Annotated in this window: 10 protein-coding genes and 1 pseudogene; 4 read left to right on the top strand and 7 right to left on the bottom strand. The window is 62.5% G+C overall.

Going from position 1 to position 16,173, the window contains the following annotated elements; all coding sequences use genetic code 11:
• Window positions 1-6 precede the first annotated feature (6 nt).
• Window positions 7-991, top strand: a pseudogene (locus J2Y48_RS15260) (FecR domain-containing protein).
• 101 nt (window positions 992-1,092) lie between these two features.
• Here the strand turns inward: J2Y48_RS15260 and J2Y48_RS15255 are convergent.
• Complete coding sequence (locus J2Y48_RS15255; RefSeq protein ID WP_310419648.1) at window positions 1,093-3,264, bottom strand: adenylate/guanylate cyclase domain-containing protein; 2,172 nt, start codon at window positions 3,262-3,264, stop codon at window positions 1,093-1,095.
• A 273-nt stretch (window positions 3,265-3,537) separates the two neighbouring features.
• On the opposite strand from J2Y48_RS15255, the gene J2Y48_RS15250 reads away from it, so the two are divergent.
• Window positions 3,538-3,984: a VOC family protein gene (locus tag J2Y48_RS15250; RefSeq protein ID WP_310419646.1), complete on the top strand. Its 447-nt coding sequence runs from the start codon at window positions 3,538-3,540 to the stop codon at window positions 3,982-3,984.
• Between the two features lie 14 nt (window positions 3,985-3,998).
• Here J2Y48_RS15250 and J2Y48_RS15245 read toward each other — a convergent pair whose 3' ends face one another.
• Both J2Y48_RS15245 and J2Y48_RS15240 read right to left on the bottom strand, forming a co-directional pair.
• Complete coding sequence (locus tag J2Y48_RS15245) at window positions 3,999-4,574, bottom strand: transglycosylase SLT domain-containing protein (protein WP_310419643.1); 576 nt, start codon at window positions 4,572-4,574, stop codon at window positions 3,999-4,001.
• A 243-nt stretch (window positions 4,575-4,817) separates the two neighbouring features.
• Complete coding sequence (locus tag J2Y48_RS15240) at window positions 4,818-6,476, bottom strand: alpha/beta-hydrolase family protein (protein ID WP_310419641.1); 1,659 nt, start codon at window positions 6,474-6,476, stop codon at window positions 4,818-4,820.
• Between the two features lie 463 nt (window positions 6,477-6,939).
• Between J2Y48_RS15240 and J2Y48_RS15235 the strand changes: the two genes are divergently transcribed.
• A complete protein-coding gene (locus J2Y48_RS15235; RefSeq protein WP_310419638.1) occupies window positions 6,940-8,046 on the top strand; it encodes a branched-chain amino acid ABC transporter substrate-binding protein in 1,107 nt (368 codons plus the stop codon).
• A gap of 217 nt (window positions 8,047-8,263) precedes the next feature.
• Window positions 8,264-10,084 (top strand): methyl-accepting chemotaxis protein, encoded by a 1,821-nt coding sequence (locus J2Y48_RS15230; RefSeq protein ID WP_310419635.1) that lies wholly within the window; start codon window positions 8,264-8,266, stop codon window positions 10,082-10,084.
• 98 nt (window positions 10,085-10,182) lie between these two features.
• On the opposite strand, the gene J2Y48_RS15225 is transcribed toward J2Y48_RS15230, so the two are convergent.
• From J2Y48_RS15225 to rpoD, 4 genes are all read right to left on the bottom strand, one after another.
• On the bottom strand, window positions 10,183-10,476 hold the full coding sequence (locus J2Y48_RS15225) for a GYD domain-containing protein (protein WP_310419632.1): 294 nt from the start codon (window positions 10,474-10,476) through the stop codon (window positions 10,183-10,185).
• Between the two features lie 137 nt (window positions 10,477-10,613).
• Window positions 10,614-11,627 (bottom strand): DUF930 domain-containing protein, encoded by a 1,014-nt coding sequence (locus tag J2Y48_RS15220; protein WP_310419629.1) that lies wholly within the window; start codon window positions 11,625-11,627, stop codon window positions 10,614-10,616.
• Window positions 11,628-11,894: 267 nt separating this feature from the next.
• On the bottom strand, window positions 11,895-13,331 hold the full coding sequence (locus J2Y48_RS15215; protein WP_310419626.1) for a DUF1254 domain-containing protein: 1,437 nt from the start codon (window positions 13,329-13,331) through the stop codon (window positions 11,895-11,897).
• A gap of 415 nt (window positions 13,332-13,746) precedes the next feature.
• The gene (gene rpoD / locus J2Y48_RS15210; RefSeq protein WP_310419624.1) at window positions 13,747-15,795 is read right to left on the bottom strand and encodes an RNA polymerase sigma factor RpoD; all 2,049 of its coding nucleotides are present in this window, start codon (window positions 15,793-15,795) and stop codon (window positions 13,747-13,749) included.
• Between the last annotated feature and the right edge of the window lie 378 nt (window positions 15,796-16,173).

Genomic DNA, 16,173 nt, shown 5'->3' with positions numbered 1-16,173 from the left:
GCAGCAATGTTGCGCTTGCATCGCTCCGCAATCATTGGGCTCGGCATCGCCCTTGCAAGCTCGACGCCTGGGCTTTCGGCCGAGCCGGTCGGCCAGGCGGTGCATATCAGGACAAGCGTGACGGGTGACGGCGCGGAACTGCAGGTTCAGGATCCAGTCCACCGCGACGAGCGCATCAGCACCTCCAGATCGGGCTTGGGCCAGTTCGTATTTAGCGACGGCAGCAAGCTTGCGGTCCGGATGGGGTTCGTCGGTCGTGATCGACCGGTATGTCTACGACGACCAGAAATCACTCAAGAAGCTGACGATTTCAGCGGCAAAGGGCACGTTCCGCTGGATCAGCGGCAAATCGAGGAGCACGGCTTACGAAATTCTCACACCCGCCGGAACGATCGGCGTGCGCGGGACCGTGTTCGACTTCTACGTCGCCCCCGACGGAACGACCGCAATGGTGCTGCTGAGCGGCGCCGCCTCGTTTTGCGGCACGAGCGGCTGCGCGCAACTGACCCGGCGCTGCGACAGCGTCATCGCTTCGCGCCGCGGCGGCATTTCCGACCCGCGACGCGCTGACAGGAACGTCTTGCGCGCGCTCGGCAATGCACGAGCTCTGCCCTTCCTCACCGGGGATCAGCAACTTTCGGGCGGGATGCAGAATGGCGGCTGCAAACTCGAGACGGCTGTGAAGACGAAGCAGGATCATCCGGACCCGCGCGAGCCCTCGAAGCCGCAGAAGGCCGCCCCGCCGAAAAAGGTTGATCGGGACAGACCCAGCTGGGACAGGCCCGACCACGAGAAAACACCCCACGACAAGCCGGACTTCGGATCGCCGGGTCGGGTCAAGCCCGACCGGGACAAGCCCAGTTGGGACCGGCCGGACAGGGAGAAGCACGGCATCAGAGACAAGCCGGACTTCGACAGACCGGACGTTCGAACGCCCGAGAACCGCGGGCACGGCGAATCCTCTTCCGACCGCCATGGGAACCGGCGCTGAGGCACCAGCGCAAGGTTGTGTCGATTACTTGAGGGCGCGAAGATTGAAACAGGGTCACTTGGAGGGCCAGAACGGAACCGTGTCTCTGAGACTAGACACCCCTATTTCACTGCAACGTCCTTCTCCGCCTCAACGTCCTGTTGGAAATGATCGCTCCTGCGGGACATCCGGCGGTAGAATTCAGGCAGGCCTTCGGACAGCGTCGCGGATTTCGCTTTTGCCTCGCGTGCGAGCTGGCGAGCGTTACCTGAGCGGTCCTGCAACGCCTTGACCAGCCCATCGTGAACCGACCGCAGATCGGCGAAGGCATCGGACGCCGCAAGGCGCTCATCCCCAACGACAGCGAACATCTTCGTGCGCGACCGCCGGCCCTTCAGCGCAAGCGTCCCCGCCTCCAGCAGCGCCATCTCCGATATGCATCGGGCCGTGCTTTCAGAGACGAGGATGTCCGTGCCGACCTCCTTGCAGGCAGCCTCGATCCGCGCGGAAACATTGACGGTATCGCCGACCGCCGAATAATTGAAATGGGCCTCGGCCCCCATGTTGCCGACGCAGGCCAGGCCGGTGTGGATGCCGATGCCGATCGAGACCCTGCGCTCGTCACCAAAACCGAACGCGTCTTCGCTATTGAGACGGGCAAGCGTCTGGCGCATGGCCAGCGCCGTGCGGACCGCCTTCCGCCCATGGTCAAGGATATCAACCGGGGCGTTCCAGAAAGCCATGATGGAGTCGCCGATGAACTTGTCGAGCGTGCCTTCGTTGTCGATCACATCGCGGCTCAGCGCATCGAGGAGCCGATTGAGAAACGTGACGACCTCGCTGGGGGAAAGCTGTTCGCTCATGTCGGTGAAGTTGCGGACATCGACGAACATCACCGTCAGTTCGCGTTCATCGCCGCCGAGCCGCAGGGCGTCGTGGGTGTGCTCGATGCGGTACAAAAGTTCGGGCGACAGGTATTGGCCGAACGCCCGCCGCACCTGCCGCCGCTCCCGGTCCACCACAAGGATGCGCAAGCCGGTGGCCGCGAAATGGGCGATCGTGGCACTCGCGATGGGGACCAGCGGATCGAACAGCAGCCCGGCGTAGCGGAATGCCACCCATGACGCAGCGAGCGCGACCACTGTGACGAGCAGACCGAACGCGAGGGCAACGGCCGGGCTGACGAAGGTCGTCAGCACAACAATCAGGCAGCCGGCGATCGCGATCGCCAGGATCTCGAGGCCATTTGCCCAGTCGGGCCGCGACAGGAACCGGCCGGACAGGATCTGCTCCACAGCCTGCGCATGGATCGAAACGCCGGGCACGTGCTGGCCGAGCGCGGTGGTGCGGATGTCCTGCAGCCCCGCGGCTGACGTGCCGACGAAAACGATGGCGCCCTGCAGCTGTGCACGGACATCCTCGGGCGGCCCATCGTCGGCAAGTATCGCCCGGGCTGAAACGTACCGATCGGCTCTGTCGGCGTCCAGGTAGAGCCAGAGCTCGCCCGCGGCGGTGACGGGAACGACGAATTCCCCCACCTTGATCTCCGTGATCGTGTCAGGAACATCGGGGGCATCGGCCAAAAGGTAGGTCGAAGCACCTTGCGCCACGCGCAACGCCTCCAGCGTGAGGTTCGGATAGAGCTGCTCACCATCGCTGAGCAGAAGGGGAATCGTCCGCACGACAGCCGAAGGGTTGCCGGGATCCAGGCTGATATGGCCGATACCCGCGGCATTCGCTTCGAAGGCAGGAAGCAGCGGCGTAGCAGTCGAAAAGCTGGGCGGAGCGCCGAAGGGCGGCTCGCCCGTGAAGGCAAAACCGGCCTTGACCTGCGGCAGGCGGCGGCCGTCGTTAGAGATGGCGAAGCCCAGCACGATTGGGCGCCCCTCGAAGGACTGGGCGAAGGTCGCGTCGTTGTCCGGCAACCGGTTGAGCAGGTCCTCGGAAACGCCGCCCACTTCGGCAACCACAGTGCGGGGCGACAACCGGTCGGGTTCGGAGAAAAGGATATCGAACGCAATCGCCGCGGCCCCCATGGCGGACAGCCGGTCCACCAGCAGAGCCAGGCGATCCCGCGGCCACGGCCATTGGCCAAAGGCCTTCAGCGATGCCTCGTCGATGTCGACGACGCGCACGGGCATGTCTTCGAAGGGTCGCGGTTCAAGGCGCTGATATTCATCGAAGACGGATTCGCGGGCAAGCCGATAGAACGATGGATCGGCGGCGCGCAACAGCGTCAGCGCTGCCACGATCACAAGCCCGACAAGGATGCCGACCTGTTGCGCGCGTGTCATGTGAACCGAACCGGCTCCCTCCCCTTCGCGACCGGAGTATGGCGCAAGCCGCAATCCGAAGCATCACCATTCACTCGGCAAGGCGCGCGAGGCGCCAATGTCTTCCGAACGGCTGGCGCAGGCAGGCGTGGCCACTTCTAGAAATACTACGCTTTCGGTTTCCGTGGCAGCAGTCCAAGAGGTGGTGGCGCCGATGCATTTTGTCGAGCCTGCTGTCGGAAGCGGTAAAGCTGTGCCGTCCTTGAAGGGTTTAAACCGGAAGGGAGACGAAGGATGCCGATGATCACGCCTTTTCTCTGGTTCGATGACCAGCTCGAGGACGCGATGGACTTCTACGCGTCCATTTTTGAAGATGCCGCAATCAATACGGTCAAGCGTGGTCCGGACGGAAAGGTCTTCAGTGCCTCGTTCCGTCTTGCCGGTCAGGATTTCATCGGTCTCAATGGTGGACCGCACTTCACCTTCAACGAAGCCGTATCCTTCCTCGTTCTGTGCGAGGACCAGGCCGAGGTTGATCATCACTGGGACAGGCTTCTGCAGGGCGGGCGGCCGATGCAATGCGGTTGGCTCGCCGATCGCTACGGGCTCGTCTGGCAGGTGGTGCCGAAGGCGCTATTGCGCCTGCTCGACAACCCCGAAAGTGCCGGACGCGTGCATCAGACCATGATGGGCATGGTCAAGCTCGACGTCGCCGAACTGGAGCGGGCAGCTGCCGCCTGACCCGCCATGCCCGCCTACCAGGCGCTGCAGTTGCGCAGTTGCGACGAGTAGCGCGACGCCATCTTCGAGGCGCGGGCGGCACCCGTCTTTGCCGGACCGCTCCAGTTGCCGCGCGCATAACCGGCATGACCGTCATGATAGGCGACATAGAGGCGGTAGGCATCGTTGAGGGCGATCCCGTTCTTCAGATGGCTCTGGTGGTGGTACCAGCCGACAAAGCGGACGGCATCGCCGAAGTCGGAGCGCTTGGCCATCCAGCGACCGGTTGACTTCTTGTAGCGGTCCCAGGTGCCGTCGAGCGCCTGCGAGTATCCGTAGGCCGACGAGGCGCGTTTCCAGGGGATGAAGCCGAAGAGCTTCGTGCGCGGCGGCTTGGCGTTGTGGCGGAAACCGGATTCCGCATACACGGTCGCCATTAGCACGGAGACGGGAACGCCGTACTCGCGCTCGACGCGCCGCGCATCGCGCTCCCAGTTCTCAAACAGCCCGTCGCGCTGCTCGAACACGGCACAGGCATTGTCGGTATTGCGCGGGACAGTCCCGCAGGCAGCAAGCATCATCGTGAGGACGACGACAAAAACGCAACGCATCGATCGATCTCTCATTTCGGAGAGATTGATAAATCGTAAAGCTTAAAGTTTCGTTTTTCGACGAATGCCGAGGAAGTCGACCCTGTTGGATGGGCTCGATATCTCCGTCATGCCGGACTCGATCCGGCATCCAGCGCGCTCAAGTCCTTGCTCATTCGCGTCGAGCGGCGCGGCTGGATCCGGGATCACGTCCGGAAAGACGCCAGAAGGGGGACTTGCCGTCAGGGCGACCTTTCCAGTCGCTCAGTCCTGCGGCCGGTTGGCGCGGAACTTGTCCTTCAGCTTCTCGATCTCTTCCGGCGTCCAGGCGTCCTCCAGCCCCAGCACGGCGATCCAGCCGTCGATGTAGTGCTCGCCCGCATAGACATGGCCGTAGCCCATCGGCGTCGTCGTCGCCATCGCCATGTCGAGGCCGAGTTGCAGAAAGGTGACGACCGGATACCAGCCGAATTCCGGCGAGACGTCCGGCCCGCGCGGACCGACCATCCACGCCGGGGGCCGACGATAGGCGCCTTCATCGAAGAAAGTCACCGGGTCGCTCGCGTATTGCAGGTAGACGATGCGCATCGGCCCCCAGGGCGCGGTCGCTTGCGACAACGCATTCTGCTGGCTGGTGAAGCGGACGTAGGAGCCATCGCCGAAGCGCGGCAACCAGGCGGGGGTTCCTTCATTTCGCCCCGCGGTGAACTTGTTCCAGATGCGGCTTTGGTACGGAGGACCGACCCAGAGCGCACCCTGGTAGGGATCGCCGATCACCTCGAATAATTCGGTCGACTGTTCGGAGCTGAGCGCGCCGAGACTGAGGCCGTAAAGGTAGAGCTTCGGCCGCTCGTTCCGGGGCAACTTTGTCCAGTAGTCGTAGACGGCGCGGAACAGGGCGCGGGCGGCATCCGAGCCGTAGTTCGGTTCGACCAGCAGCGACAGCCAGCTGGAGAGGTAGGAATACTGGATCGCTACGCTGGCGATGTCGCCATCGGTCAGGTATTCGACGGAATTGACGCCCTCCGGATCGACCCAGCCCGTGCCGGTCGGCATGATGACGAGGAGGGTCTTGCGCGTGAAACCGCCGGTGCGGATCAGTTCCTTCAGGGCGAGGTCGGCGCGTTCTGCCGCGGTCTGGCCGGCGCCCAGTCCGACATAGACCCGTACCGGATCCTTCGCTTCCCGGCCGCTGAAGGCCGCGATCGCGTCCCTCTGGGGGCCGCTTGCAACGAACTCCCGGCCGCGCCGACCGAGATTTTCCCAGGAAACGAGTGACGCCGCGCTGCCGGTACGGTTGGGATCGCTCGGCTGGGGCGTGTCCGGCTCGATCAGTTGGTCAAGCGCGCGCAGCGAGGAGTCGGCCGTGTGCAATGCCCATCGGAAAAGGACCCCCTCCACCGCGGACCAGAACAGCACAATCGCCACCACGCCGCCGATCACGTTGGCAATGCGTCGTGTGGCGAAGCGCTGCGACTGCCGGGCGACGAGCCTCCTGGCAAAGCCAAAGAGACGAGCCAGCACAATCACACCGATGAACGTTGGAAGTGCGATCAGGCCGACCTTTGTCGGATGACCGGTCTCCAGCGGTGGCAGCTCCATCAGCGTACGGATAGAGTTCTGCCACTCGGCGGCCCGCCACAAGGCGACGACGACCATGACCGCGCAAACCACGGCTGCGGCGAGCTTCAAGCCGCGCCAGAAACGGCCGGCAGGAGGAGGCAATTCCAGGTAGACCCAGAGGTGCCACAAGAACACGCCGATCCCGTAGCCGACCGCGAAACAGACGCCGGACAGCACACCCTGGGCGATGTAGGTTCGCGGAACCAGGCTCGGTGTCAGCGAAGCGGAGAAAAACACCGCGCCGAGCAACAGTCCGATGGTGGAAAGCGACACCCAGAACTTCAAGAACCGATGCGGCATGACGGGAACCTGTGCTAGCGAATGTCGATATGCGAAACCAAAGACATAACGCGCGTTGAGCGAGTTTCAAAGACTGTGACGCTCTTTGGTGGCAATACCAGCCGCAACATGCATGTCGGTCCGGCGCGAGGCATCGCCGGTTGCATGCCGGAAAGCCACCGACGTGGCACGATGACGCCATTTCGCCGGTCAGGCAACCGCCCCTGGGGTGGCGGCCGGGTGACAATTGACTGCCGTCGGCGTTGGCGACTTTGCCGCGCAGGGCCGTCATCCTGTATGGCGCCGAACTTCACGAGATATTTTGTTGCGGAAGCACGGTAGTTTTCCTAGTTAAAGTGCCCAATTGAGTGCCCTCGCGATCGAAACGGTCGCAAGAGCGCTTGCGGCTTCCGATTTGCACATCTTTGTGCTGTTCGGCGGCTCGTCGTCCGGATCCACCTGGATCCATTGAAGGGAGAGAACCATGATACTGAAGACGCTCACCGGCGCGACCTTTGCAGCCTCGTTGCTGCTCTCGACGGCCGCCTATGCCGACATCACCATCGGCCTGATCGCACCGTTGACCGGCCCAGTCGCGGCCTATGGCGACCAGGTAAGGCAGGGCGCCGAAGCCGCCGTTGCCGAGATCAACAAGAATGGCGGCATTCTCGGCGAGCAGGTGGTCCTGAAGCTGGCGGATGATGCGGGCGAGCCGAAGCAGGGCGTCTCCGCGGCCAACCAGCTCGTCGGCGAAGGCATCCGTTTCGTAGTCGGACCGGTCACCTCCGGCGTCGCGATTCCGGCATCCGACGTGCTGGCCGAGAACGGCGTCCTGATGGTCACCCCGACGGCGACCGCACCGGACCTTACCGCCCGTGGCCTGACGAACGTATTTCGCACCTGCGGCCGCGACGACCAGCAGGCCGGTGTCGCAGCCGACTACGTTCTCAAGACGATGAAGGACAAGAAGATCGCCATCGTCCACGACAAGGGCGCCTACGGCAAGGGCCTGGCGGACGCGTTCAAGGCCGGCATCAACGCCGGTGGCGTGAACGAGATCCTCTACGAAAGCGTGACCCCGGGCGAGAAGGACCTCAGCGCGCTGATCACTCGCCTGAAGTCTGAGGGTGCGGAAGTCGTCTATTTCGGCGGCTATCATCCCGAGGCTGGCCTGCTTGCCCGTCAGTTGCACGACATGTCGGTCAATGCCGTCATCATCGGTGGCGACGGCCTGTCCAACAGCGAGCTCTGGGCGATCGCCAACGACGCGGCCAAGGGTACGACCTTCACCAACGCCATCGACGCGTTGAAGAACCCGGATTCGGCCAAGGCGGTCGAAGTGCTCAAGGCTGCCAGCATTCCGCCGGAAGCCTTTACGCTGAACGCCTATGCTGCGGTCGAAGTTCTCAAGGCCGGCATCGAGAAGGCCGGCAGCGCCGAGGATACGGCCGCTGTCGCAACGGCGCTGAAGTCAGGTGAACCGATCGCAACGGCGATCGGCAAGCTGACCTATGGCGAAACCGGCGACCTGTCCTCGCCGAGCTTCTCGCTGTTCAAGTGGGAAGACGGCAAGATCGTCGCCGCCGAGTAAGCCGGACACTGCTACCAGCACGCGACGCCGGTAACCCGGCGTCGCGCATGGGCGGAGGCAACCGACGCCTGCCGCCCCTTTATTCCTTGGTTAAGCAATCAGCCCTAAATTCAGGATTTTAGACCACCGTCGGAGCATGACGCACCGATCGCCTCCCCCTGACATCCTGACTTCGGCATCGGCCTGTCGGCCAGGCCCTCGTTTTCGGCGACTTGCAATGAAGAATCTTCGCATATCCACCCAGCTCTTCCTGCTGATCGGCGGGCTGCTGGTTGCCTTCTCCATCGCTACTTTCTTCCAGATCTATGCAACGACGCAGATGATCTATCAGCAGCGCTACGAAATGCTGCGCACCGAAGTCCAGACAGCAACCTCCCTGCTCAAGATCTACCATGACAAGGAACTGTCGGGTGAACTGAGCCGCGAGGAGGCGCAGAAGCAGGCGCTGACCCAAATCGGCGCCCTTGCCTTCGAGCCGGACGGATACTTCTTCGCGTATGACCAGGACCTCAACATGCTGGTCCACGCCGATCCAAAACTCGTCGGTGTGTCGGTCAAGGGCAAGTTGGACAGCTATGGTCAGCCCTACCACGACGAACTGGTGAAACTGGCTCGCGCCGGTGGCGGTCAAACCGACTTCTACGGTCCAAGGCCCGGCAAAGAAGGTGATAATTTCCGCAAGACCGCTTACGCGTTAGAATTCAAGCCCTGGGGTCTGGTTGTCGCGACCGGTCTCTACATGGACGATCTTGACACCACCGTAATCCGCACGATCCTCGAAGCGATCGTGGTTGGCGCGATCGGCACGATCGCTGCCCTGGTACTGGCCTACTTCATCGTCCGCGGTATTTCCCGTCCTCTCTCGGCCGTTCACACGACGTTGGAAGCAGTGGCAGACGAAGACGTGGCAATCGCAATCCCCCACACGGACCTCGGCAGCGAAGTCGGGCTGATGGCCAGGGCGACGAAGTCGCTCCAGGAGAAGATCCGTGAGCGTCACGCGTTGGTGGCACGCCAGGCGGAGCAGCAGCGCGAACTCGATGGCGAGCGGCAGCAGAACGCTGCACGCCAGCAAGCCGAGACGGACGAGCAGACATATGTGGTTTCCACCATCGGCACCGCGCTCCAGCGGCTGGCCGAAGGCGACCTCACCGTTCGCTGCGGGGAACTGGGGCCGAAATACGCGGCTCTTCGTGAAAACTTCGACGAGGCCATCGCCCGCCTCGAGCAGGCCGTCGGCCGCGTGAGCCTGAAGAGCAACGACATCGGCGTCAGCAAGGAGGAGATCCATCGGGCCTCCAACGCGTTGGCTCAGCGAACCGAGCGCCAGGCCGCCAGCCTCGAGGAGACATCCGCAGCGCTCGATGAACTGACAGTTGCCGTGCGCCAGACCGCCGAGGGTGCGCGCGAAGCCGCAAGCCAGGTCGGCGCGGTCAGCACCGAGGCGCGCGAGAGCGATGCGGTCGTCACTCGGGCAATCGAGGCAATGAGCAGCATCGAGCAGTCATCGGCGGAAATCTCCAAGATCATTGGGGTGATCGACGAAATCGCCTTCCAGACCAATCTCCTCGCTCTGAACGCAGGCGTCGAGGCCGCACGGGCTGGCGAAAGCGGCAAGGGTTTTGCGGTGGTCGCACAGGAAGTCCGTGAGTTGGCCCAGCGATCGGCCGCCGCCGCAAAGGAGATCAAGGACCAGATCGCCCGTTCGTCCTCCCAGGTCGATCAGGGCGTGCAACTCGTCGGCAAAGCGGGCGATGCGCTCAAGCGCATCTCTCAGCAGATCGCCAGCGCCAACGAGATTGTCTCCAAGATCTCGCACAGCGCCCAGGAGCAGGACACGACACTTCGTTCCATCTCCTCGACGCTGAACCAGCTGGACGACGCGACCCAGCAGAACGCCGCGATGGCCGAGCAGACCACCGCTTCGGCGGAGGTTCTCGCCAACAACACGGCCGACCTGCTGAACCTGATCCGCGGCTTCAGGACCGGGCAAACGGGCGACGGCAGCCAAGCGCAACCTTTGCGGATGGCGAGCTGACCAGCACTTCCAAAGTGGAAAATACGAGACCGCCGGCAACGTCCGGCGGTCTTTTTTTTTATAGGCGGGCAGCCACGCGTCAAAGCCCCCAAATTTCCTTATCCGAGGCTCGCGATGAGTTCGCGATAGGCCTTCTCCGGGAACGCTTTCAGCGTCTTCGTGCGCACGTTGCCGCCTTGGCCCAGCGTCAGGCAGAACCGGGCAGCGATCGCATCGTCCGGCGCCTCACAGACAGCGACCATGTCGTAGTCGCCCATGCAGAGATAGAATTCCTTGAACGAGCCGCCCATGTCGCCGAGCGCCTTCTTGGCGGCATCGAGCCGCTTCGGCGATTCACGCACGTTCTTGATGCCCTGCTCCGTCCAATTGATGAGAACGATGTACATGGTCATGGCACACCTCCCCTTCGCGCCTCCGTGAGGCGCTGCGGCAATGCCTCAGCCCGTCTCGAGAATATACGCCTGTCGAGGATCAACGGCGACAAGGAAGTTGTATTTGCCGTCGAGGCGGACGCTCGGCTGCGCTTGATCTACAGCGACGGAAAGCCCCGCTTTTTCCATTCGCGTTTCGGAATTTCGTCGCCAACGGCGAAGGCGAAGGAGATAACGCGTGTCGCATCCGCATCGACCTCGCAACGAAATCTCAGGTCGAACCAGCGGCTTTTGGCGTAAAAGGCGGCACGACGCACCTCGAGAACGGTCCCCTTCGACAGGCGATAGGATGGAAGCAGCTGTGGTTGATAGGGTGGTGAGGCATGCCTGAGCTGCGCGTAAAGCTCGGTACTGCACAACTGTTCCACGCGCAGGTCCCGCGGCAGATCGCCCATCGCCGTCTGCGCCATCGGATCATCGGTGACGGACGGCGAGAACAACCGCGTCGCCTCGGTCATCTGCTCCGGCGCCTCCGGTTGCCCGGCGGTATCGGCCGTATCGGCCTTCGAAGCGTCTTCTGGCATTGTCGCCTTGACGCCGAGGTCCGGCTCAGCCTCTTCCGGTGCAGCCGGAAAGCCGTCCGCGGCATCACTCTCGGGCAAGTTCAGGTCCTGTGCCGGCGCTGCTGCGGAGATCTCTGGTTCCGGTTCCTGTTCCGCGGGGACAGGCTTTGGCTCCTCGACGGGCTTCTCGACCGGCTTATTGACCGAGGGTGCGTCCGGCTGCACGCCCTTCCTCCTCATCAGATCGGTCATCTCGGCCGGCGACGGCCCCGCGTCTTTTTCACCGAACTCCAGCACAGGCCGCAGGACTGGAATGGGCACCCCGTCAGCCGGCAGCTCGGCGGCCTGTGCTTCTTGCGGCTCGGGCGGCGGCGGCGGCTCCGGAGGCGCTGCCGACTTTTCCTCTTCTATCGGCTTTTCCTCGGGCGGCGGCTCCTCCGCGGCCTTCTCCTCGGGCGGTGGTACGAGTTCGACGCTGACGCTTTCCTCGGCCGGTGGTGTCATGTCCGGCAGGGGAAATCGGACGAAAAGGATCGCGGCGATCAGCAGGTGGAGCGCGATCGAGGCGATCGCGCCCCGGCCGAGGCGCTGCCGTAACCTTTCTGCCATCCACCGCATCATTGAGAGCAATTGCCGTAAGCCGTCTTCATCGTCCGAAATCAAGCGAGCCAGTTTTGGCTGACCGGGCCAGGTTTTCAATAGCGCCCAATGCCGTGGGCTGTCGAGGAAAGCCGTCGGTTGTAAGATGATTTCGATGGTGCACCAGAAACAAGGTAAAGATGCGCCGGCGGGCAGATCGTCCGCCGGCGCAGCCGCAGCGCGGCACCGTTGCGGCAAGCGGCTGGCGAGCCGCCCTGCCGAATCTGTGTCCTGCGGTCAGGCCTTCCGCACCGGCGGTATCGCCCATGAACCATCGAGAATCGAAGGCGGGCTGTCGTCTGGCCAGTAAAGCCGCATCATCAGGAGGAACTTGTCCTTCGGTGCCGGCAGCCAGTTCGATTCCTTGTCCGCTCCCGGCGACTCGTGCTGGATGTAGATGTCGGTAGAGCCATCGGGGTTGGACTTGAGGTCCTGACGCGCGCTGATCGAATAGCGATTGATCGGGTTATCGACGAAGAAGTATTTGTCGTTGTACATCGTGAGCGACCAGAACCCGCGCACCGGCGGCATCTGCCCCTTAGGGAAAGTCAGGACGTATTTGTTCGCGCCATCATAAGCGCGCCCCAAAAGGCCCTCCTTCATCTTAAGCGAGGTTGGATAGACCGCATCCTGAGGTCGGTTGGCGCCGAGGCCGATGGCGGTGATCAAAGCCCGCTGCAGGTAGTCGGTTCCATATACACCTGTCTTGGTCGTGTAGCCCCAGCCATTGATATCCTTGACGTCGCCATCGCTGAACTTGAAATGCAGCATGGTACGGCCAAAGGCAATCTCGGGAATGCGCTTGGCAAAGCGGCTATCAAGCTTGCTCTTGTCGAAATCCTTGCCGGGGACGATGCCGATCTGGGCCAGTTTCTCGACCATTTCGGTATCGGCTGCGGTCGGCGGGTTGGTCTTCAACAACTCGGCAAGCAGCGTAAAATATTCCACCGCATCCATGCGGTTGACCTGCTCCCGAACGGCCGTCTTCATATCAATGCTCGGATCGACCTTGCCGGGCGGCGGTGTCCATTCCTTACCGTAGGCACTAAGCGGCACCAGCTTGCACTCGTCCTGCACCGCATGCACCGCCTTGTAGTCCTCCGGTGTGCCGGTGCAGTAGATGCGGCCGAGGATCCAGACGAGGCTCGTCGGCGACTTGTATTCGGTAACGCCATCCGGAACCTTGCCCTCCCAGCCAGGGCCGGTGATCGCATAGGTCTGCGCCCCTCCCCCGGTCGTCCGTTTCCCCGGCACCTGGAAAACGGTCGTCCATCCGTCGAGCATCGGAAACAGGAAGTAACGATCCTTCATCTCCGGAATCGACAGGATCCACGGCTCCTTGCCGACATCGACGAAGGCCGTCGTATAGAGCGTGTCGGCGTTCGGCGCCGTGACGTCGGTGAAGGAGGCGTTGGGATATTCCCTCAGCTTGATGAGATGTCCCATCGGCGCCTTGGTGCCCTCGGGCTTTTCAACGTTGGTTACGACCCGCCGCGTCATTTCCATTGTGACAAGCGGGTAGCCGTAAATATAGGCCTCGACAGCAGTCCAGAAGTCGCTTGTCCCGTCGAAGGGGTCGGCGATTGGGAGATCCATTGCCCGCGCGGGTGACAATGCGCTTGCCGCAAGCAAACCAAGTCCACCGATCGACAACGCACGACGAGAAACATCCATGGTAACCTCCAGGTTGGCGGCCAACCCCTTCGATCCGGATTGGCTTGAAGAGCTGTTGAATTGAAGGATGCGAGATGCGAGATGCGAAATGCTAGACGCTGTCAGCGCCACTGAGGACGCTTAGTTTTCCTATATCCGGCTGGCGGCATTAAGGCCGGTGAGCAGGTAAAGAGAGTGCTCTCTGTTGCGCCCGCAGATGCTACCACAGGCGGTGCCGCGCGCTAACCATAGCAGAATACGGGTGGCACACAACGCTGCATGCTCTCAAATTCGGCAGGCGCAGAAGTGCGTCTTGGACGCGAGCGCCGGCGGCGTAATGGCAGCGGTGCCAGCTCCAGCGGGGCTGGCAAAAGCAGAAAAGCCGGACGCAAGGTTCCGGCTTTTGCAATGTGCGATATCTGTCGCTGCGCTTCGATCAGCTGTCGAGGAAGCTTCTGAGCTTGCGCGAGCGGCTCGGATGCTTGAGCTTGCGCAGCGCCTTCGCCTCGATCTGGCGAATGCGTTCGCGGGTGACCGAGAACTGCTGGCCAACCTCTTCGAGCGTGTGGTCGGTGTTCATGCCGATGCCGAAGCGCATGCGCAGCACGCGCTCCTCGCGCGGCGTCAGCGAGGCCAACACGCGGGTCGTCGTTTCGCGCAGGTTCGCCTGGATGGCGGCATCGATCGGCAGAAGCGCGTTCTTGTCCTCGATGAAATCGCCGAGGTGTGAATCTTCTTCGTCACCGACCGGCGTTTCCAGCGAGATCGGCTCCTTGGCGATCTTCAGGACCTTGCGGACCTTTTCGAGCGGCATGGCGAGCTTTTCGGCCAGTTCCTCCGGCGTCGGCTCGCGGCCGATCTCGTGCAGCATCTGCCGCGAGGTGCGGACGATCTTGTTGATCGTCTCGATCATGTGCACCGGAATGCGGATTGTGCGGGCCTGGTCGGCGATCGAACGGGTGATCGCCTGCCGGATCCACCAGGTCGCGTAGGTCGAGAACTTGTAGCCGCGGCGGTACTCGAACTTGTCGACGGCCTTCATCAGGCCGATGTTGCCTTCCTGGATCAGGTCGAGGAACTGCAGGCCGCGATTGGTGTACTTCTTGGCGATCGAGATGACGAGACGGAGGTTGGCTTCCACCATCTCCTTCTTGGCGATGCGCGCCTCGCGCTCGCCCTTCTGCACCATCGAAACGATGCGGCGGAATTCGGCGATCGAGATGCCGGTTTCGGTCGCGAGATTCTGGATCTCCTGGCGAATGTCACGGATCGTCGCGTTCTCGGCCTTGGCGAACTCCTTCCAGCCCTTGGCGGCAAGGTTGCCGATCGACTTCATCCAGTTCGGATCGAGTTCGGCGCCGGAATACTGCTCCAGGAACGAGTCGCGCTTGACGCCATAGCTTTCGGCGAGGCGCAACAGGCGGCCCTCGTTCTGCATCAGCCGCTTGGAGATGTCGTAGAGCTGCTCGACGAGGCTGTCGACGCGGTTCTGGTTCAGCGACAGCGACTTCACCGCCGTGATCAGCTCGTCCTTCAGCTCCTTGTAGCGGCGCTCCTGCGCCGGCGACAGCGTGCCGGTGGCGGCAAGGCGGGCTTCCACCTGCTGGTCCTGCAGCTTGCGCAGCTTCTTGTAGGTCTCGGCAATCGTGTCGAGCGTCTCCATCACCTGCGGACGGAGCTCGGCTTCCATGGCGGCGAGCGAGAGGTTCGATTCATCGTCGTCCTCTTCCTCTTCCTCCGGCGCCGGCATGTCACCGCCGACATTGGTGATGTCGTCGTCGCTGGACGCGCGGCTCTTCTTCGCCTTTTCCTTCTCTTCCGCCGCCTTGCGGTCGGCCTCGATCTTTTCCGGGCTCTGGAACTGCGGCGCAGCCTTGGCCTCCGGTCCGGAATAGGTCGTTTCGAGATCGATGATCTCGCGCAGCAGCGTCTGGCCCTCGTTCAGCTCGTCGCGCCAGATGATCAGCGCCTGGAAGGTCAGCGGGCTCTCGCAGAGACCGGCGATCATCGTCTCGCGGCCGGCCTCGATGCGCTTGGCGATGGCGATTTCGCCCTCGCGCGACAGCAACTCCACCGAGCCCATTTCGCGCAGGTACATGCGAACCGGATCGTCCGTGCGGTCGGTCGGCTCCTTCTTCTTGGTGGTCGCAAGCGCGGTGCCGCCCGAAGACGTGATTTCGCCGCCCTCGCTCTCGCTGTCGTCGTCGCTGTCGTCGTCGCCGCCTTGAGCTTCCTCGGCGTCCTCGTCCTCGATGACGTTGATGCCCATTTCGGACAGCATCGCCATGGTGTCCTCGATCTGCTCGGAGGTGACCTCTTCCGACGGCATCACCGAGTTCAGTTCGTCCATGGTGACGTAGCCGCGCTTCTTGGCGGCCTTGATCATCTTCTTGACGGCATCATCGGAAAGATCCAGAAGCGGGCCGTCCGGAGCACCTTCGCGTTCGGTTTCGGCTTCTTCGTTTTCTTTGACCTTGGTTGCCATCTATTCTTCGCTTTCCTGGAGTATCTGGTTCGTACCGTTGGGAACTGCGCAGGCGCCAGCCCACATGCCGGCGCCGTGCCAACCAGTTTCACTGACCTAACGGAATGAAACTTAAATCCTGATTAACCACGCCTTGCCTTCGAAGGTCGCGGACATGCTGCCTCGGCAACACGATTGACATGAACTCCCGATCCGCCGTACCCATCTCACCTGTGCCAGAAATGGTGATTCCCAGAATTTTCGGTTCCGTCAAGCTCTTCCGCCAAAAAACCCTGAAAACCCTTTGATTCGGGTCTTCAAGGCCAAAGGCGTCGGTTGCGATTGCTGCACAACATGTAGGGATGGTCGCGGAAAAGACAAGGGCCCGCGCTCGACCGC

Source organism: Mycoplana sp. BE70, from assembly GCF_031455855.1.
Classification (GTDB): domain Bacteria; phylum Pseudomonadota; class Alphaproteobacteria; order Rhizobiales; family Rhizobiaceae; genus Mycoplana.
This window is presented reverse-complemented; position numbering and strand designations above follow the sequence as displayed.

Coding starts and splice junctions, on each gene's coding strand:
- J2Y48_RS15255 (WP_310419648.1), bottom strand. CDS start 3,264: ATGACACGCGCGCAACAGGTCGGCATCCTTGTCGGGCTTGTGATCGTG.
- J2Y48_RS15250 (WP_310419646.1), top strand. CDS start 3,538: ATGCCGATGATCACGCCTTTTCTCTGGTTCGATGACCAGCTCGAGGAC.
- J2Y48_RS15245 (WP_310419643.1), bottom strand. CDS start 4,574: ATGCGTTGCGTTTTTGTCGTCGTCCTCACGATGATGCTTGCTGCCTGC.
- J2Y48_RS15240 (WP_310419641.1), bottom strand. CDS start 6,476: ATGCCGCATCGGTTCTTGAAGTTCTGGGTGTCGCTTTCCACCATCGGA.
- J2Y48_RS15235 (WP_310419638.1), top strand. CDS start 6,940: ATGATACTGAAGACGCTCACCGGCGCGACCTTTGCAGCCTCGTTGCTG.
- J2Y48_RS15230 (WP_310419635.1), top strand. CDS start 8,264: ATGAAGAATCTTCGCATATCCACCCAGCTCTTCCTGCTGATCGGCGGG.
- J2Y48_RS15225 (WP_310419632.1), bottom strand. CDS start 10,476: ATGACCATGTACATCGTTCTCATCAATTGGACGGAGCAGGGCATCAAG.
- J2Y48_RS15220 (WP_310419629.1), bottom strand. CDS start 11,627: ATGGCAGAAAGGTTACGGCAGCGCCTCGGCCGGGGCGCGATCGCCTCG.
- J2Y48_RS15215 (WP_310419626.1), bottom strand. CDS start 13,331: ATGGATGTTTCTCGTCGTGCGTTGTCGATCGGTGGACTTGGTTTGCTT.
- rpoD (WP_310419624.1), bottom strand. CDS start 15,795: ATGGCAACCAAGGTCAAAGAAAACGAAGAAGCCGAAACCGAACGCGAA.